Source organism: Treponema bryantii, from assembly GCF_900113965.1.
Taxonomy (GTDB): Bacteria; Spirochaetota; Spirochaetia; order Treponematales; family Treponemataceae; genus Treponema_D; species Treponema_D bryantii_A.
The window spans coordinates 223719-240269 of record NZ_FORI01000007.1 but is presented as its reverse complement, the minus strand read 5'-3'; the positions used below and the strand labels follow the sequence as shown (position 1 = coordinate 240269).

General features: G+C 39.3%; 11 protein-coding genes. 4 read left to right on the top strand and 7 right to left on the bottom strand.

The genetic code is table 11. The annotated features are described in order from the left end of the window. Positions 1-83 precede the first annotated feature (83 nt). The 6 genes from BM161_RS10605 to BM161_RS10585 form a co-directional block, all read right to left on the bottom strand. Complete coding sequence (locus tag BM161_RS10605) at positions 84-3365, bottom strand: Eco57I restriction-modification methylase domain-containing protein (RefSeq protein ID WP_074932530.1); 3282 nt, start codon at positions 3363-3365, stop codon at positions 84-86. A gap of 125 nt (positions 3366-3490) precedes the next feature. Further along, entirely contained in the window at positions 3491-3628 is a 138-nt protein-coding gene (locus BM161_RS14405; protein ID WP_177206235.1) for a hypothetical protein, read from the bottom strand. Positions 3629-3631: 3 nt separating this feature from the next. Beyond that, positions 3632-4897, bottom strand: coding sequence for a hypothetical protein (locus BM161_RS10600; protein ID WP_074932528.1), 1266 nt, complete (start codon positions 4895-4897; stop codon positions 3632-3634). 76 nt (positions 4898-4973) lie between these two features. Then, positions 4974-10016, bottom strand: a complete 5043-nt coding sequence (locus tag BM161_RS14275; protein ID WP_074932526.1) for a YifB family Mg chelatase-like AAA ATPase — start codon at positions 10014-10016, stop codon at positions 4974-4976. Positions 10017-10043: 27 nt separating this feature from the next. Further along, positions 10044-11021, bottom strand: coding sequence for a hypothetical protein (locus tag BM161_RS10590; protein WP_074932524.1), 978 nt, complete (start codon positions 11019-11021; stop codon positions 10044-10046). A 45-nt stretch (positions 11022-11066) separates the two neighbouring features. Next, positions 11067-11825, bottom strand: coding sequence for a hypothetical protein (locus BM161_RS10585; protein WP_074932523.1), 759 nt, complete (start codon positions 11823-11825; stop codon positions 11067-11069). Between the two features lie 179 nt (positions 11826-12004). Between BM161_RS10585 and BM161_RS10580 the strand changes: the two genes are divergently transcribed. The 3 genes from BM161_RS10580 to BM161_RS10570 are packed head-to-tail and all read left to right on the top strand — an operon-like array spanning position 12005 to position 15323. Further along, positions 12005-12511 (top strand): hypothetical protein, encoded by a 507-nt coding sequence (locus BM161_RS10580; RefSeq protein ID WP_143090546.1) that lies wholly within the window; start codon positions 12005-12007, stop codon positions 12509-12511. Continuing rightward, on the top strand, positions 12471-13160 hold the full coding sequence (locus BM161_RS10575) for a hypothetical protein (RefSeq protein ID WP_074932519.1): 690 nt from the start codon (positions 12471-12473) through the stop codon (positions 13158-13160). The genes BM161_RS10580 and BM161_RS10575 overlap by 41 nt, the downstream gene beginning before the upstream one ends. 27 nt (positions 13161-13187) lie before the next feature. After that, the gene (locus BM161_RS10570; RefSeq protein WP_074932517.1) at positions 13188-15323 is read left to right on the top strand and encodes a UvrD-helicase domain-containing protein; all 2136 of its coding nucleotides are present in this window, start codon (positions 13188-13190) and stop codon (positions 15321-15323) included. A 15-nt stretch (positions 15324-15338) separates the two neighbouring features. Here the strand turns inward: BM161_RS10570 and BM161_RS10565 are convergent, their stop codons facing one another. Next, positions 15339-16160, bottom strand: coding sequence for a sigma-70 family RNA polymerase sigma factor (locus tag BM161_RS10565; protein ID WP_074932515.1), 822 nt, complete (start codon positions 16158-16160; stop codon positions 15339-15341). Between the two features lie 110 nt (positions 16161-16270). On the opposite strand from BM161_RS10565, the gene BM161_RS10560 reads away from it, so the two are divergent. Continuing rightward, positions 16271-16516, top strand: coding sequence for a hypothetical protein (locus BM161_RS10560; protein ID WP_074932513.1), 246 nt, complete (start codon positions 16271-16273; stop codon positions 16514-16516). Positions 16517-16551 lie beyond the last annotated feature (35 nt).

Below are 16551 nucleotides of genomic sequence, written 5' to 3'. Positions count from 1 at the left end.
AAAAAAGAAGACTGCCTGAAAAAGACAGCCTTAAGTGATTATTTTTTGAGGATTCTTATTGACAAACTGGGGCCTTATATGTGTTATGTGTTTTTACATATTGATAGATATATATCGGTGATTTTTTTTGTTACTGATTTTACAGAGTCTGGTGTAACATTTTTTACCAAATCAACAATTTCTTTGTGCAAAGAATTACTTTCGTCATATTCAGGTAAATTTAAATTTGATTTATTCAAGCTATAACCATTTGATTTAAATGTATTTTCTATATAACTCTTGACAATATCAGAATTTAAAATTCCACAAATATAATGTGCTTCATCTTCAGAAATAAAACTTCCATCTTTTTTCTGACTGATTATAATAGTATGCTTAACACAAATTGTATGTTTTTCCTCTTTCCAATCAGTTATAGACGGTTTTACAACAGTCGCACAAAATTTCGAATTATCACGAGCGGCAACAATGTATGGAGCAAATGTGTAAGAACCTATTTTAGATAGTGCATAAAATTCTTTTCCTCTGTGCATCATTTTACTTTTTGCAGACTGCGAATCTATAAGTTCAATGTGTTTTGAAAGATAAAGATATAGTTCTTTATTTGTTAGAAGCAATTCTTCTTCTTTAACAGGATTTTTAATATCTTCTTTCGAATAAGGAACAATACAATACTCATTTGTTCTATCATAAAAGAATGGAACAATATTTGGAGCTGTCAACATAGGATAAATATATTCTGTTGGTAAATCCCAGCCATTTTCTGGCATATCACTTACTTTATATTTTGATAAAGCAAACTCTTTCTTTTTAAAACGATAATGTTTTTCTTTTGTGGATTTCCCAATTCCGTTTAACATATACAATTCTTGTGGTGTAAACTCAACCCCAGTTCTGTATGTATATGCGGTTTCTCCAATTATTGAGGAATAATCAAATTCATTTGAAGAATAAGAAAATGCTGTCGAATTGTCAGAAAGTTGAATTGCTTTACTAGCGAAGAAATCAAGATATTTCTTTGCATTTAAGTAAGAAGAAGATTTATTGATTGTTTCATCAGAGATTTTCTTGTTTCGAGAAATATTCTTTACAGGAATTCCTTTTTTATAATCAATTTCTTTATATGAAAAATAATAGGTATTAAAATCTTGAGTCACAGCTTTATCTTCATATCGGAAAGGTCTTAGAGGTGATAGCCAGCGATCGATTTTATTAAGATAAAGACGTATATTATTTTCATAATCAATATAGAAATTTCTAAATTCCTCATATGAATTTTGAGACATTATACTATCTGGCATAAGAAATGCTAAAACACCATCTTTTGACAACCAATTGGTCGCTGTAACATTTGCAATTAATGCACATATGTTTAACTGAGTTCCGCCATACTGCCCGCCATCATTACAGAAAATGTGCTTTACATCGCAAAATTCTTTAATTCGAGAAGCATATGCGGCAGGTAAGTGTTCCCATTTTACCCAAGGAGGATTTCCTACAATTAAATCAAATTCTGAAAATCGAGCAATCATCATGAAATTTGTAATAATTCTTATCCATACTCCATCCCAATGATTTTTATGTAATGTAACGAGATTTGAAGCCATTTCTTGGATTTTTAATTGAAGTAAATCTGATTGTTTTTCTTCATCGGTCAATTGACTAAAAATTGATAAATACAGAATTTCTGACTTATCAGTTTTCACCAAAGACTGTAATTCGTTCATGTTTTTTTCAAAATCACATGATTTTACAAAACGAACTGGAAAAATAGCTTCAAACGGTAACTTATTGTTTACAATTGTGTATGAATAACATTCAATTTTATCTATCGCTATTTTCTTAGGAACTATTGCAGAGTCTCCTAAATATACAGGAATTTCAATATCGGCAATTCTCCCTAATGGAAGGAGTGCCATAAAATAACCAACACGTGCGGATAAAACACTGAGAGGATTTATATCAATTCCATAAACCCGTGAGAGAATTTGTTTTTTCAACTGTTCTTTCTCTTCATCAGATAGTTTGATAAGTTCAACATCACCAACAATTTTCTTAATTAAAGAAATAATAAAAATACCAGAACCACAACAAGGATCTATTGCTTTCCAATTAGGAGCTAAATCATTTGTACTGTTTTCTACAACATAATCAGATAGCCATTTTGGAGTAAAATATTCTCCCATTGAATGACGAATTGATTTAGGAATAATACTCATGTATAAATCTTTAAAAATGTCAATTGGATTATAATGGATATTAAATGAAAAAGCAGAGTATTTATCTATTATTTGAATAGATTCTTTTATGTGAATATATATTCCATCATTCCATTGTTTTGCATCTGAATACCAAGAAAAGAAATCTCCCTCAAGCAAATTGTCAATATTATTACTTTTATAAGAATATCCATCTTCCATGCCCTCTAAAAATTTTTGAAGCTCAATTGATGAAATTTTGCTTAAATCAAAATATGAAGATGATTTAATATTGTAATTTAATTTATCTATAACTTTGCAAGCAATTAATTTTACAATAATTGCATAAGTTGTTTGTAATGCATACAGCGCTTTGTATTCTGTCTCTGAGTTGTTAATAGTAATTTCAAAAATTTGTGACAAATCATTTCTTCTTTTTTCAATATCATTGCTTTGTCCTATATCATCATTTACTGACAAATGCATCAAATTTTCCCATTCATTTAACAACATTAATGTTTTTCCTGTTGGGGCATTCATTATCAAGTTGAACAACTCTTTTGATAACAATTTTGAAACTGTATCTACATTTGCATAAATTGAAAAGTCTTTGAGAATGTTTTGAGGAACGAAAGACTTTGTATCACTATTAAGGATAGCTGTTACAATTGTATTCAAATCTTTAACTGATATTTCTTTTAGAGTAGAATGTTCAATATTCTCATCAACAAAAGAGAAATATGAAATTTTCAGACCATCAGTAAGAATCGCATTATATTTTATCCCATCATTTTTATATAAGGCATTTAAATAATCTTCAACCTGTGCTATAGCTTTATCAATATCTTCCTTTTTCTGTAATTTTGAAAAATGCTTATATTCAATGACTAAGTTGTTTACAACCGCATCTAATCTGCCTTTTCCACTAGTTCTATTTTTTAACCCTTCAAATTTATGGTTTATATTATCAAGTTTACTTTCTTTATTAAAATTTAATTCAATCCCAGTTTCTTTACGTATTGTATAATAAAGATTTGTTTCAAAAATAGATGCTGTTTCCGATTCACTTTTTGAGGTAGAAACATCTTTCATTATTGAAGTTCTCATGTTGTTAAGTTGAGAAATATATTCTCCACTGTTAAGCCAATTTTCTATTTTTGTTTCCATACAAATATATTAACAAAATCATTATACTATTTCTATATAGCACCCCAGTGCGCCTGTCGCCATAACATAGTCTTATACTGACAAAATACCATACCCTGTGTATAAAATCTATCAGTAGATTGCTATCACCCCACCGAATACATAATAATCGGAAATACTGGAAGGTTCGTATTAATACTGCCCATGATATTGTAATCCAGCCATTCCTGGACTTCTTCTTCCGACTGGCCCTGATTCATTATTGCGGTGAGTAGTCGTGGCATATCTTATCTCTCCCAGCCCACATCAATGCGGTTGCTTCTTTTCTGCTTCATCTCGGCTTTGTGCTGTTTTTCCTGCTGCTTGTTGTAGCCTTCCAGGACTTTGTCGCGGGAGAGTTCGTAGAAGGAACGGTTTCTGTCCATGAGGATGATGTTGTTGCCGTCTTTACTGGCGGAAATAACGGTCAGGTCTTCGAAGATGCGGTCTTTGCCAGTGCCGAAAGCTTTTGGGATGTTGAAGGTCATGTCTTTGATGGTGTCACCGATTTTGAGTTTTGAATCTTTATCAACCAGTGCTCCGTTTGTTGAAATGGTGTCGGAAAAAGGCTTTGCAATACGCTCTTCTGACTTTTTCTGGAGAATTGTTTCTCTGTCGAGGGGAACGCCTTTGATTGCTTCATAGTAGGTGTTGATGAGTACCTGATTGATGGTTTCTTCTTCGCGGGCCATCTGTTTGAGGATCAGGCGGGTCTTCTCCTTTTCTTCCTTGTCCATGCGGCTGATGATTTCTTTGCTTATGGTCAGAGCGTCCAGCGGCGAGTTTGCTTCTTTCCGGCAATAGACAGAAAGGTTATGGATAAAGTTATCTGCAGTGTTATCCCGCTGTTTGAAATAGGCTTCGTACTGGCTGTCGATGAGTTTTTCGTAAGCTGGGGTATTTTCATCAAAGACTTTCTCATAGCGCTCGGGCTTGTTGATTTCTTTGAAGGTTTCTGCGGTTACAGTGAGGGTAGTCTCGCCGTTGGAAAGGGTGTAGGAGTTTTCTGCCGGATTGAACTTTTGAACGGTGAGGTCTTTGAAAATTCCGATTCCTTTTGTGGTAATCATCGAAAATTCCGGAAGAGCAGTTTTTCCAAGGACGGCGGCAGGGCTTTCTTCTGCAATTTCTGCATCCTTGAAGGCTTCCGGCTGTGGATGAAGACTTTCTGGTGAGACGATTGATTTGAAGGTCATGGCAGGAAGAATCAGCTTTTCTTTTCCGTTGTCGAGATAGAAGCGGTTGGTTTCTTCATCCTGAAATACGACCTTCATATTTTTGAAGAGTTTTGGACCATCCTTTGTCTGAACTGTGAAGTCTGGGAGAGAGGTCGCGTCTGCAATGGTGGTTTCGACGGGCTCAACCACCGAACTTTCGGCTTCGACATCAGGATTTTCTGTATCATCTACCGAATTGTCAGGCTCTTCATTTTCTGGAGCATCTGTCTGGGTTTCATAAGGCGCCTTGCGTTCAATTTCTTCTTTGTGTTCTTCTTTCTTTTCTATATCTTCCATCTGTGTTACTCCTTGATGTACAAAACTGAGCAGAGTGATTATTCACCCTGCCCAGTAGAATTGATTTATTGTATTATCAGCGTTCGATGTCGTGATTCTGCTTTTTGTGTTCTTCGGGGAAAAGTCGCGGGTTTACTTCTGGGGTCCAGGTGGAAACTACGTCGATTTTTCGGTCTGAAGAGTCTCGGTTGAAGCTGTAGTAATTACGGCCGGCCTCGATAGAGTACTTTTCCGTAATTGTGGACTTATTGAAGGCGGCATCTGTAAATGCGTCGTTCATAATGTGATCCTTCAGCTTTGTTTCCAGCGAAGTACGAGCTTCTTCAGGAAGTTTGTTCCAGAGAGAATCTGTGATAATCGGGAAGGCGCCAATTGCTCCGGCTTCCATTGCTGAGAACTGGAATTCGTTGCGAATCTTGTCGGATTCATTTTCAAAGAAGTTTTTTGAGTAGTACTGAACGCCGGTAATGTTTCTGTCAGCATTGGTGAATACAACCGGAATAAAGTTATCGTTCCAGTTTTCTGTATCATTGATTTTTTCTGCTACTTCCTTAAGTGCGCCTGTTCCGCTTACAGACTGGTCTGCAAAGGAAGGAGAATGTTCTGCATTCAGACGGTCTTCTTTTTCCACATTTACAGGTTCCATCTTTTTCCAGTGGCATTTGCCCGGAGTTTCGTTCGGAACTGCAAGGTTGAATGTGTCGTGGTCGAGGATTATGTGGCCTGCAAAGCGGTTTAACCCGTCGTTACGGCGGAGAGAACGATCGAGGCTGTCTGTAAGTTCACGGTCAAAGCTGGATTCAGTCGTATTTCCCGAAGGATGATTGTGACAGACTGCAATGAGGTAGTCTTTTTCTTCTGCACGGCTGATTACCTGCTTTAAGGTTTCGTCGTTTGGAAGAGTTACATTGCAGAAATTAGGCATATGGCTTGTGATTGCAAGCTGATCTGCGATTTCTCCTGTCTTACGGTCAATCATGACGTAGCGGAAGGTCTCAAACTTTTTGGAACGGTAGATTTCCATTGCTGCCTGAAGCTGTTTCCAGCCGGTAGGTGTAAGCCCGCCGTTCTTTGAAAGTTTTACTTGAGTTCCTTGAACATCAAATACGCCCTTATCTTCAAAATCCTTGAAGGCTTTATAGAGTCCAGTCTTTTCCCCGTTCAATACTGGCTCTGTGATGAGCTTTCTTTCGCGGATGGCAGCGTCAATCTGTGATTTTGATATAGTCTCATCATCAATTCTGAAATCTGCGTTTTGAACTTCTGCAACTGGAATAGTATTTTCCGGCTGATATTTGAACTGATTCGGTTTTTCAAACATTGGGGCAGAAAGTTCACGGGCTTCCAGAAGGTCGTTCATGAGGATTTCTTCACGGCCGTCCATATTTGCGATTGTGAGGGAAAGCTTGAGAAGATTTGCCCTTGAACGAGGCGAGAGGTCTTCAATTCCATTTACGTACTTTTCGCATGGCTCTGAGAGCTTGCAGTATTCATCAATCTGTTCCGGAGTCAGGTGAGAGTTGTAAACACCTCGCTTACGTTGAATCTCATAGGCCTTACGGACCTGTTCCCGCATTTCTTCAAGACTGATTGTGCGTTCGTCCTTTTCATCTCTCTGAACGAAGTTTTTAATTTCGATACGGTCGATGAGAGGGGCGGAGAACTTTTTCCAGTAGAGGTCTATGCTTTTTGCGCTGTCCAGGCAGATTTTGTCTTTTGAACCGTAACAGCCGCATGGACACGGATTTGTTGCCATGGCAAGCTGGAAATCTGCCGGGTAGACTGTTGTACGGCCTGCTCTTGAAAGGGTGATGGATTTTGTTTCAAGGGGAACTCTGAGCATCTGTAAAACTGAGGAACGGAATTCGGCTGCTTCATCGAGGAAAAGCGTTCCTTTGTGAGCAAGTGAGATTTCTCCCGGTCTGCAGTTCGGTCCGCCGCCGCAGATTCCTTCAATACTGGCGGTTTGATGAGGCATTCTGAATGGAGCAAGAAGCTTATCGTGGTTAGGTGAATCAAGACCTGCAATGGAATTGATTCTTGAGATTGAAAGCGCTTCATCTTCTGTGAGTTTTGGTGTAAGGGCTGGAATCAGGTTCTGCTGAAGAAGTGTTTTTCCGCAACCCGGAGCACCAACCTGAAGAATGTTGTGTTTACCAGCCACTGCAATCTCAATAGCGCGGATTGAATCAAAATGGCCTTTGAGGTCGTAGTTTGCAAGACTTTCCTTTGCAGCATCAAAATAATCTTCATTAAACTCAATTTCGTTATCTTTTTTTACTTCGGGCTTGGTTTCGATGAAGTTTGCCTTATCATTGATCTTCTCGCTGATTTCCTTGAGATTTTCGACTGCAAGAATCTTGATTCCATGAATATCCTTGAGAAGTTCTGCTGTGGTTTTGTCACAGATGATATTTGAAATACCTGCGGCTCTTGCGGTTGTGACAGCTGCATGAGCACCCCGTGTCGGACGGATATTTCCGCTTAATTCCAGTTCACCAAGGGCAAGTACAGGTTCGCCACGCCAGTCTTCCTTTCTGGCAAGAATATCAACTGCCATTGCAACATCCATTGGAGAATCTTTTCTGAGGTCGGCAGGGCTCAAAGACTGAAGAATGCGTTCTGCAGGGAGTTCAAGTCCAGAGTTTTTGAAAGCTGCACGAATTCGTTCACGGCTTTCCTTTACAGTGCTGTCTGCAATGCCAACAATATCGTAGGCTGGGATTCCTCGTCGTAAGTCTGTTTCCACTGTTACGAGAGAGCCTTCATAGCCGAAAGGAGAGAAGGTGTAAACTGTAAGCGGTGGTTCCTGTGACTCTTGTTCATTTGAGGTTTCTGCTGTATAAGCTTTTTCATCAGCTTTTGGAGCAAACTCTTTGAAATATTCCTGATGGCCTTTATAAAGCATCTCTTCGATTGTGGCATCCTTATCTACGTGGTAATCCATTTCAATAAACGGGATGCTTAAGATTTCGTCCATGGAAGTTGAGCCCCATTCAGACATTTGAAGGTCGCCGTTCAGAATGTTGTAGCCAAAGCCGATACCTTCTGAATCAATTTCAGAGATGTAGATTTCTGTGTTTCCAAGGAAGTAGCGGAAGCCCACATTGTGAGTGCCGTCTTCATTAACCAGTTCATTATCTGTGTTGATTTTGCGGTAAGTCTCTGCGATTTCTTTGAGTTTGCCTTTGTAGAAATCACCTTCTTCGCCTTTTGTAAGCTCAAGGGTGAAGTTGTACTGGCTTGGCGGAATTACCTTTTTACAGATTTCAAGGTCTTCAACCGTAAGTTCTGTTGAAGGCTTTTTTTCATCGTGAACTTCTTCTGCGGGCCTTGTATTTGCCTTTTCATTACGCTGCTCGATGGTCTTGTTCAAAAGGTCGCGGGCATATGAATCCATATTTACGTTTGCAGGGAAGAGAGCCCAGATTTTTCTGAGCTTTGCCCAGTCGGTGCTGTTGTAAGAGGCATAATCTTCTGCATTCATGGCTTTCTGAGCGTTACGGCTTGGAAGATAGAGTTCATTTACGGCCATCTTCTTTACTTCATTTGCGGCATACTGCAAAAGCTGAGAATCTTCGATTGATTTGATTGAAGCATAAGGATATTCGTTGAGAATCTTTCCAAAAGCGTCTGACATTGCTTTGTCATAAACAGCTTTTACGCCAGAAAGAGCATCCTCCAGCTTTTTATCAGCTGCCTCTGCCTCGCTTGATTCAATCAGCCATTTTTTGTGAAGTTCCTTGTATTCTTCCTGAGCTTCATCAACGGCCGACAGTTTTTCTGTAAGATTCTTTGAAAGCTTTTTAGCTTCTTTTGCAACAATCTTATCAATGTCTTCCCGTTGAGTTTTTGTTACTTCCGGGAAGTAAAGGTCTTTTTCCAGCTGATTAAGGGCTTCAATAAACTCATCGTGAGAGCAGGTAGAGCGCACGTAATCAAATACGGATCCATTACCATCTCCAATATCATAACGGCTTGGTTCGTAAGAGAAGGTGTCTTCCGGATTCGCAGGATTTGGAATATTGAAGAACTTGAAGTTGGTTTTGTCGTAGCCGAACTGGATTCCCTTGTCTTCTTCGGGGAGTTTGTCTTCGCTTTCCAGTTCCCAGTAATTGTCTGCAGAACCATATTTCTTTTCTGCATATTCCCGGCGGTTATGAAACTCGCTGTCTGCCTTGAGAAGAAGCTCGTTGAACTCTTTTACGGTGTAGACTTTGTTTTCTGTAGGGAATACAGGGCTTTCTGAAGAGAACATGACAATGTAAGGAATTTTCTTTTCGTCATATTCCTTTCTGATTTTGTCCTGAACGATTTCGTAGAGTTCCGGGAGTAGTTTGTAGTTTACGTCGCGTTTGAAAGCTTCGTCTTCGGAATAGTAAGAGTTTCCTTCCTTGTGGCTGGCCTTGTTCAAATCAAAGTCATTGATTTTTCTGATAAGGTCCTGGTCGCCCGCTGTTACGGATGCCATGATTTCATCAATCATAGGACGGTACCATTTTTCATAGCGGGTATTTTTCTGCTCAGTTGTAGTGCCGGCTTCCTTTTCCTCTTCTGAAAGGGTAAGGAAAGTCTCGCGGACAATATCACCGAGTTTTGTTTTTGCTGAGTTTACGTCATCAGGGTAAAGATTATCTTCGGTTATTGTACTTTCTGTAGTGGCAGGAGAGTCTTCTTCAATTTCCTCCTCTTCTGTCAGTTCAGCCTCAACCTCCGGCTTTTCTTCTACTGCAGAATCAATATTCTGCTTTACTTCATTAAAAGCTTCGTGCACAGCATTTTCGCCGTACATGTCGCTGAGTTTTGAAAGAATATCTTTAAGGCTTGAACCGTTCTGAATCATCACCTGTAGTTCATCCTTTTCGGTAGCCTCAGTGATGATTTTGATTTCTTCCTTTTGGGTGGGAAAATAGGTATCGCGTATGTGCTGGGCAAAATTCCGACTCTTTGCTGCTGCATCATTTTTGGGATACCAAACATTGTGATTGCGCGAATAAAACCAGCCTTCCTTTTTGAGTTCTTCGCGAATCTCTTCAGAAGGCTTTCCGATAAAGCGGATATTAGCGCGTTTATACTGTTCGCTGTCGATGATTTCCATCGTTACTGTGTTTTCTGCCATAGTGTTCCTCTTGGTGTAAAAAATAGGTTAGTAACTTAAACCTTCGTATCCTCTTTTTTTCAGCTTTTCCGTTTTAATTGACTGTTCTTCCCGATTTTTTCGAACTTCCAGATTAAAGTCTTTGGAGATGCAGGATTTTGCGTATTCAAGCCCTGCTGTCATGGCTTTTGTTACGGCTTCTCCCACCATCCATTTCTGTCCTTTGTTTTGATTTGTATCTCTGATGATTTGAGAAAAGAAATCATAGCAGGCATTTTCCATTGCAGGATTTGAGGTGTTCTTCAGTCTTGCGCCGGTATTTACCTGACACATATGCCTAATCTGGGCATTTATAACCGGAGCGAAGTTTACCTCCTGGTTATAGTTGGGATTTCCTTTCTTAAAGACGGTCTCTGAATTTTTAGCTGCGGTCTTGAGAGCGCTTTTCATTGCTTCAAGGCGGGGCTGAACTTCCGTCTTTGATTTTTTGAGGTTATCAATGTAGTTCTTGAGATTTTCTTCTGCGTGAACCTGATTCACTTCAAGAGCGTTCTTAAAGTATTTATCAACTGCCTTTTTGGAACGATCATCCAGAGAGTCATAGTTGTAAAGGTACTGGGCTTTTGTTTTTGCTCCACCTTCGGCTATGTAAAGCTCCGGTTTATTGAGGTGAGTGTAGTTCGCATATTTTGTAAGGCACAATACAGGTTCGGCATCCCGCCTTAAGTTCAGCGAGATGCCTTCTTTCTGCATTTTTTCCAGAACATCGCCGTAAATCCAGATGTTTGAAGAATATCCCTTTTTAGCGGAAATCTGTTCTAGCGCGATGAGGTTTTCATCATTTATGATTTTGCCGGTAGAAAGTTCTACTGGAATTGTTTTTGCGTTCGCATTAAAGAAGGGTAAGTTTCTGTTTGCGACGTTTACTTCCAGAGCCTTGTAAATCTGGTTGTAAAAGAACTCTTCAGAGGTAAGACCCTTGTTTAAGGAGGAACCGTTACGCCAAGCAGTCTGAAAGTATTCCATAGTTCTCCCCGGGCAGGCAAGTGTTCTGGAATTTACGTTTAAAGACTAAAAGCACATCTCCATGTCCTGAGTCTGCTTCTTCTGCTGTTTTGGAGCCTGATTCTGCTCCACAGACTGGGAAAGGCTTTTTGTGATTTCAGTCGCGCGTTTGTCGGCATCAAAAAGCAGATTTGAAAGGGTAGGAAGCTCTTTGTTTCGCTCTTCCTGTTTTTTCAAATCATTTTCCAGAGTTGGCATGAGTTTTTTCTTGAACTCTTCTGCAATCTGAGGTTCAACAGAAAGCTTCATTCCGCTGCGACAGGCAGCCATGTAAGTACCCAGGTACTCTTTAGGTTCACTTGAAGCGATTACCATGGAATAATCCTTGAGATTTGTCTTCTGCTGGATTTTGTCTTTTGAAGCAGCAATAAGTGCATCCGGATTCTGAGTCTGTTCCGCGAAGAAAAGACTTGAAGTGTGGATTTCGCCCTGTTCATCCTTGAAGTTGTAGAAAACGCCTTTTTCATTTTCTTTGATGCCGTTTTCCATACCGCCAAGGGTAGTACGGGTTGCAACTACATTTGAATTGTAGCCGTTCTGCATTTTTGCAAACTGAACCGGAATAAGACGGTTTGCGGGGAGACAGTAGCCGGTGGCCATGTTGTAGATTGGTTCGGCTTTGATGTTTCCTGTTGAATCAGGAAGGAATGGAGCCTTGTTTTCTTCGAGGCCTTGTTTCATCACTTTTGCATTGTGACGTGGAATCCAATATCCGTTAAATTCCTGTTTAGATACTGGATTTTCGAGAGGATTTGTGTTTTCCATAAAAACTCCTGTGTTGTAGATTCAAAAGTTGCTTAGCTGGGAGTCTAAACGCTGTTGAAATTAAGATATATACATTTATAAAATAATAAATGTACTAATATAAATATAATACAAGTGTGAGAAAAAATCAATATTTCTATCTATACATTTTAAGTAAAAATAATATATAATTAGAAAATATGAGACAGAATTTGCTAGTTTTTGTACCTCAGGAGGGCGGAAAATCGTCTTCGGTCTCGTATTCAATGTATGCCTGCGGAGTAAAGAAGGAAAAACCAGAATTTTCAGCCGACGGAAAATCTTTGTGCTTTAAGTTTGACGGAAATTGTGTTGCAGTTCTCTTTTATTACTTCAGCGGATTTAAAAGAGCGTATGTTGTGACCGGTTGGGATGCTTCAGCTTCTGAAATGAAGAGTGCACTCCCCGGGGTAGAAGGCGACTTGTTTATTCTCTTTGCTGCAACAGGAAGAGATTTCAGATCGCTGGAATATGTAATTCATTTTTTAACGAAATATAACGAAGAGATGGCGTTCAAGCTTCCGCTTTCCTTCTGGTTCAGACTTTGTGCTCTGATTCAGGGACGAAATGCAAAACGAAGTTCCGTACTTCATCTTCTTCATACGACAAAAGAGGCTTTGGATTTTTATGGCAGACAAAATGACACACGCGCAGAAGTTTCTGCATGATTTAGTAATTTCAAGAAAACTGAAAAACTGGTGTCTGGAGAGAGACCTTCCTCATATTACGATTTACAAAATTGCTGCGGGAAATACTGTTCCGACTTATGCTGTAATCTGTCAGCTTTTGCCTTATATTCCATGTGTTGACTGGTTCTTCTTTGAGGATGAAGAGATACCTTTCCCAAGAAAGACTTTGCCGGAATGGCAGCCAGATGATGTTCCTTCTTTTGTCCGCCGCCACAAGCATGACTATCTGGAAGTTGGCGAGAAATATGGAACAACCGAAGCCTTTGCAAGAAACCTCTTTGTAAATCACCGTGCCCGCCCTTCAATCAATCTTATCCGAGCCTGCGCCTTGGACGGAATCAATCCGGTTGAGTTTTTTACAGAAGGAGATGCTTCTGATGACGGTAAGTTCTATCCTGACCGTGGAGACATCGTTCAGCTTTCTGGAAAGACAATTCTGGTTTTGACTAAAGAAAAGCATAACAGGGAGACTCATTCTTTGACGGGAGTAACTTTGGTAGAAGGTCAGCCGGATATTACAACTCTTGCTACGATTACTTATGTGAGGGTGATTCCGGAACTGGTGGAGAAGAGTAGTCGGGAACTTCTGGATGAAGTTTTGAAAGCCGTCAAAACTTTATTCCGATAAAGTCTTTTTCTGTGGTATAATATTTTCATGGAAAAAGAAGTACCACCTAGTTCTGAACAGATAAAAAGATTAAAGGCTTTACAGGGGGTAGATTGCGGAGTTTTTACGCTGTCCGTTTTTTCTACACTTGAAGGCCATATGCGCCATCTGCTTAATGGTTCAATATCAAATCAAACAACATTTCCCGACCTTGTTAATTTATACAAGTCGCGCTATTCAGTTGGGAATCCAAAAGAATATCAGCTTATAAGAAATATCATTACAAATGAACGAAATACAAACTCTGTACGACACAGATTCGAAAATCTTTCTGTAGAAGAGGCAAAAGCAGCAATTTATCTTCTTTCTGAATTTGCGAATATATTCAAGCTGCCAAATAAAGACCAACTTGCAAAACTTAGTACAAGTCTTGTTAATTGGGATAACAGAAAATCACCGCAGGAAACAGCCCTGGAGCTTGAAAAGGCAAACCGAGAACTTAAGCGACTGGCTTTAGAAAACTCCGATATGACTGCAAAGGTTGATGAGCTGGAGAGCAAACAGAAAGAACTTTCTTCCTTAAATACAAAATTAAAAGCATTGCAGGAAGATTATGATGAGCAGATTACTAACAACCGCAAGAACAAAGAGAAAATAGATGAACTTCGTCGCTTGAAAAACGAAGCAGAAATGGAAAACAGAAAAGCTCAGGAAACTATTCAGGAACAGATTTCTAAGCTTTCTGATGCCCAGTCTTATATTGATAATCTAGCAAGAATGACCAGTTATACCAGAACCCGCTATGATTACGAACAGAGTCTTCTGCGATTAACAAGGGAACAGGAATCAATTGTAAATCAGGTAAAGTTTGAACATGATTTTTTAGTGAAGGGTTCTGCAGGAACCGGAAAGTCTCTGGTTCTTCTTAAAACTCTTGAAAAACTGATTCAGAAGAAAGACGGAACTTCATTCAAACTGATTACTTTTTCACGCAGTCTGGAGAAATATAACAAATATGTTGCCCAGCTGATGAATATCGAAAATCCGATAGAAGAAGAACTGATTACAACTTCGGAAAATTATACAGGAAAGATTATTGCGGATGCTTTTCCGGGAAAAGAGTTTTCATATGATTTATTCAGATGCCTGGAGAATGAAGAAGTAGTTTCTGGAAATCCGCTTGGAAAAGAAATCTGGACCGAACTGGATAAGTTTATTCTTCCAAAATGTATTTCAAAAAAAGAATATTGTGATGAGAAAATCAACCGTACAGGAATGAAGAAACTTCCAAACGGAACAGACAGAAATAAAATCTGGGCTGCCGTTGAAGCAATATTTGCTGAATGGGATAAGATGGACAAAATATCCGTTCAGTATGCAAATTACAAAGTGGTTTCAGAGATTGATAAAGGCGAATACACAATTCCTGCAAATCTGAAAACAGACTATCTGTTCGTTGATGAAGTTCAGGATTTGACTGTAACAACACTGAGACTTTTAAAATATTCTGTGAACAAAAATCTGATTCTTGCAGGTGACAATGACCAGTCAGTTTATCAGCCGGGCTTTGCCTGGACTAAAGCAGGAATTGATGTAGTCGGAAATTCCAGGGCGCTCAATGTGAATTTCAGAAGTACAATACAGATTCAGGAGGTCGCTGAAAAATACCGGCAGCTAATGAAGGGCTTTGATAAGAAAAACCGCCCGGAGACTTTCAGAATCGGAGCCCCTGTAGAACTTCATGAAGAAGAGAATCAGGCGGAAGCCTTTGAGAGCATGCTCGATTCTGTAAACATGTGTATTCAGTCCCTTGGCTATGAGCCGGAAAATATCTGCTTGATTGCAGGAAAACGAGATTACCTTTCTGCTTTACAAGGACTATTGAAGGAAAAGCTGGATTTGGAATCAGATTTTGTAAATTCAGAAGATTTTTCTTTTGCAAAGAAGGGTGTAGTCCGTCTTGCAACACCGCAGAGCTGTAAGGGCCTGGATTTCCCTGTAGTGCTCTATTATCTGGATCACCGTGCTCACTTCCTGAATGTATATGATGAAGAGACTGCAGACAAGATGAACCGCAACATGATTTACACCGCCATAACCAGAGGAATTGAGCTTCTGCATATTTTTATGTTGAAAGACAGTAACTCAGGCCCGGTTGATGATTTGCGGAAGATAATAAAATAGGTGCACAGAAGGTTTCTACGCAGCCATCCCTTCCATGTGCATTTTAAGCTTTTCGAGGGCACGCTGCTTTATGTAGTGAATATACTGTTTTGACTCTCCCAGGGCTTTGCCAATTTCGGCAAGGGAATAGGGTTGCTTGTAAGGTTTGAGACCGTAAAGCATACAGATGATTTGTTTTTCTAACGGCTCCAACTTGCCTAAGTTTTTATAAAGTGCTTCTTTCTGAATATGGTAAAAGGCAGAGTCTTCCGGGGTGTATGAAGAGGTGTCTTGAATGATAGAAAGTTTTGTTTCTCCCATCTCGCTGCCTGTTGATTCATCAAGGCTCACGCAAGGAAGGGTCTCTTCGAGAAGCTCAGAAATAAGCTTTTGATTAAAACCTGTTTTCACAGAAAGCTTATAGATAAGCTGGTCCTGGCTGCAGTCTGTATTGATTTTTTTCAAGGCCTTGTTGATTTTCAAAATCATTCTAAGGCGTTCATCACTCTGGCGCTGGATATAACCGCTTTTGTTACAGGACGAGACAATCTCGTTCATGATGTACATTTTAGCAAGTGTGATAACCTTATTACCCTTTGTATAATCAAAATGGTCTATAGCTTTTATCAGCCCAATAACAGCCTCTTCATCTACCTCTTCATTTGAAAGGCCGTGACCATAAAAGGTTTTTGCGTAACTAAGCGCATAACGGATATTTGCGCGGATTAAGGTTTCGCGTGCCTGCATGTCACCGTTTGCAGCGAGCTTTGCCAGCTTCATCTCTTCTGTTTTAGAAAGTGGTGCAAGTGAAGCGCCATAAAGTGATACTCCCTCACTCTTAAAAAAATCTCTTACCATATTCCTCCTTCTTTATCTCTTCGAATATCAGTATATAGCGTACTTTCTCACAACTTGAGAAAATGCCCAAAATTATTTATAATTTTTATAAATTTTAAATGAGGAAAAAAATGTCCTGCGGAGTCGATGAATACAAACGAATCAAAGCTATAGATGATCTTTTTAAGCTAGGCTACAAATATACTGTAAAAGAGCTTTCAGTTTATTTGAAGCTTAAAAATCTTCATGACCCTGCTAACGCCTTTTCCTGCGGTGTTAGCGAAAAGGTTTTGTACAAGGTCCTTACTGCAATGAAGAATGAACTCCATGTTCCTCTAACTAAGAACCTACAAAACCAATACTATTACGAGATATAATATTGTGCTTTTCCATTCCCAAGGCAAGGGAATGG

Excerpts from the sequence above, each read along its gene's own strand:
- BM161_RS10585 (WP_074932523.1), bottom strand. The coding sequence starts at position 11,825 with ATGGAAAACACAAATCCTCTCGAAAATCCAGTATCTAAACAGGAATTT.
- BM161_RS10600 (WP_074932528.1), bottom strand. The coding sequence starts at position 4,897 with ATGGAAGATATAGAAAAGAAAGAAGAACACAAAGAAGAAATTGAACGC.
- BM161_RS10590 (WP_074932524.1), bottom strand. The coding sequence starts at position 11,021 with ATGGAATACTTTCAGACTGCTTGGCGTAACGGTTCCTCCTTAAACAAG.
- BM161_RS14405 (WP_177206235.1), bottom strand. The coding sequence starts at position 3,628 with ATGCCACGACTACTCACCGCAATAATGAATCAGGGCCAGTCGGAAGAA.
- BM161_RS10575 (WP_074932519.1), top strand. The coding sequence starts at position 12,471 with ATGGCAGACAAAATGACACACGCGCAGAAGTTTCTGCATGATTTAGTA.
- BM161_RS10570 (WP_074932517.1), top strand. The coding sequence starts at position 13,188 with ATGGAAAAAGAAGTACCACCTAGTTCTGAACAGATAAAAAGATTAAAG.
- BM161_RS10560 (WP_074932513.1), top strand. The coding sequence starts at position 16,271 with ATGTCCTGCGGAGTCGATGAATACAAACGAATCAAAGCTATAGATGAT.
- BM161_RS10580 (WP_143090546.1), top strand. The coding sequence starts at position 12,005 with ATGAGACAGAATTTGCTAGTTTTTGTACCTCAGGAGGGCGGAAAATCG.
- BM161_RS10605 (WP_074932530.1), bottom strand. The coding sequence starts at position 3,365 with ATGGAAACAAAAATAGAAAATTGGCTTAACAGTGGAGAATATATTTCT.
- BM161_RS14275 (WP_074932526.1), bottom strand. The coding sequence starts at position 10,016 with ATGGCAGAAAACACAGTAACGATGGAAATCATCGACAGCGAACAGTAT.
- BM161_RS10565 (WP_074932515.1), bottom strand. The coding sequence starts at position 16,160 with ATGGTAAGAGATTTTTTTAAGAGTGAGGGAGTATCACTTTATGGCGCT.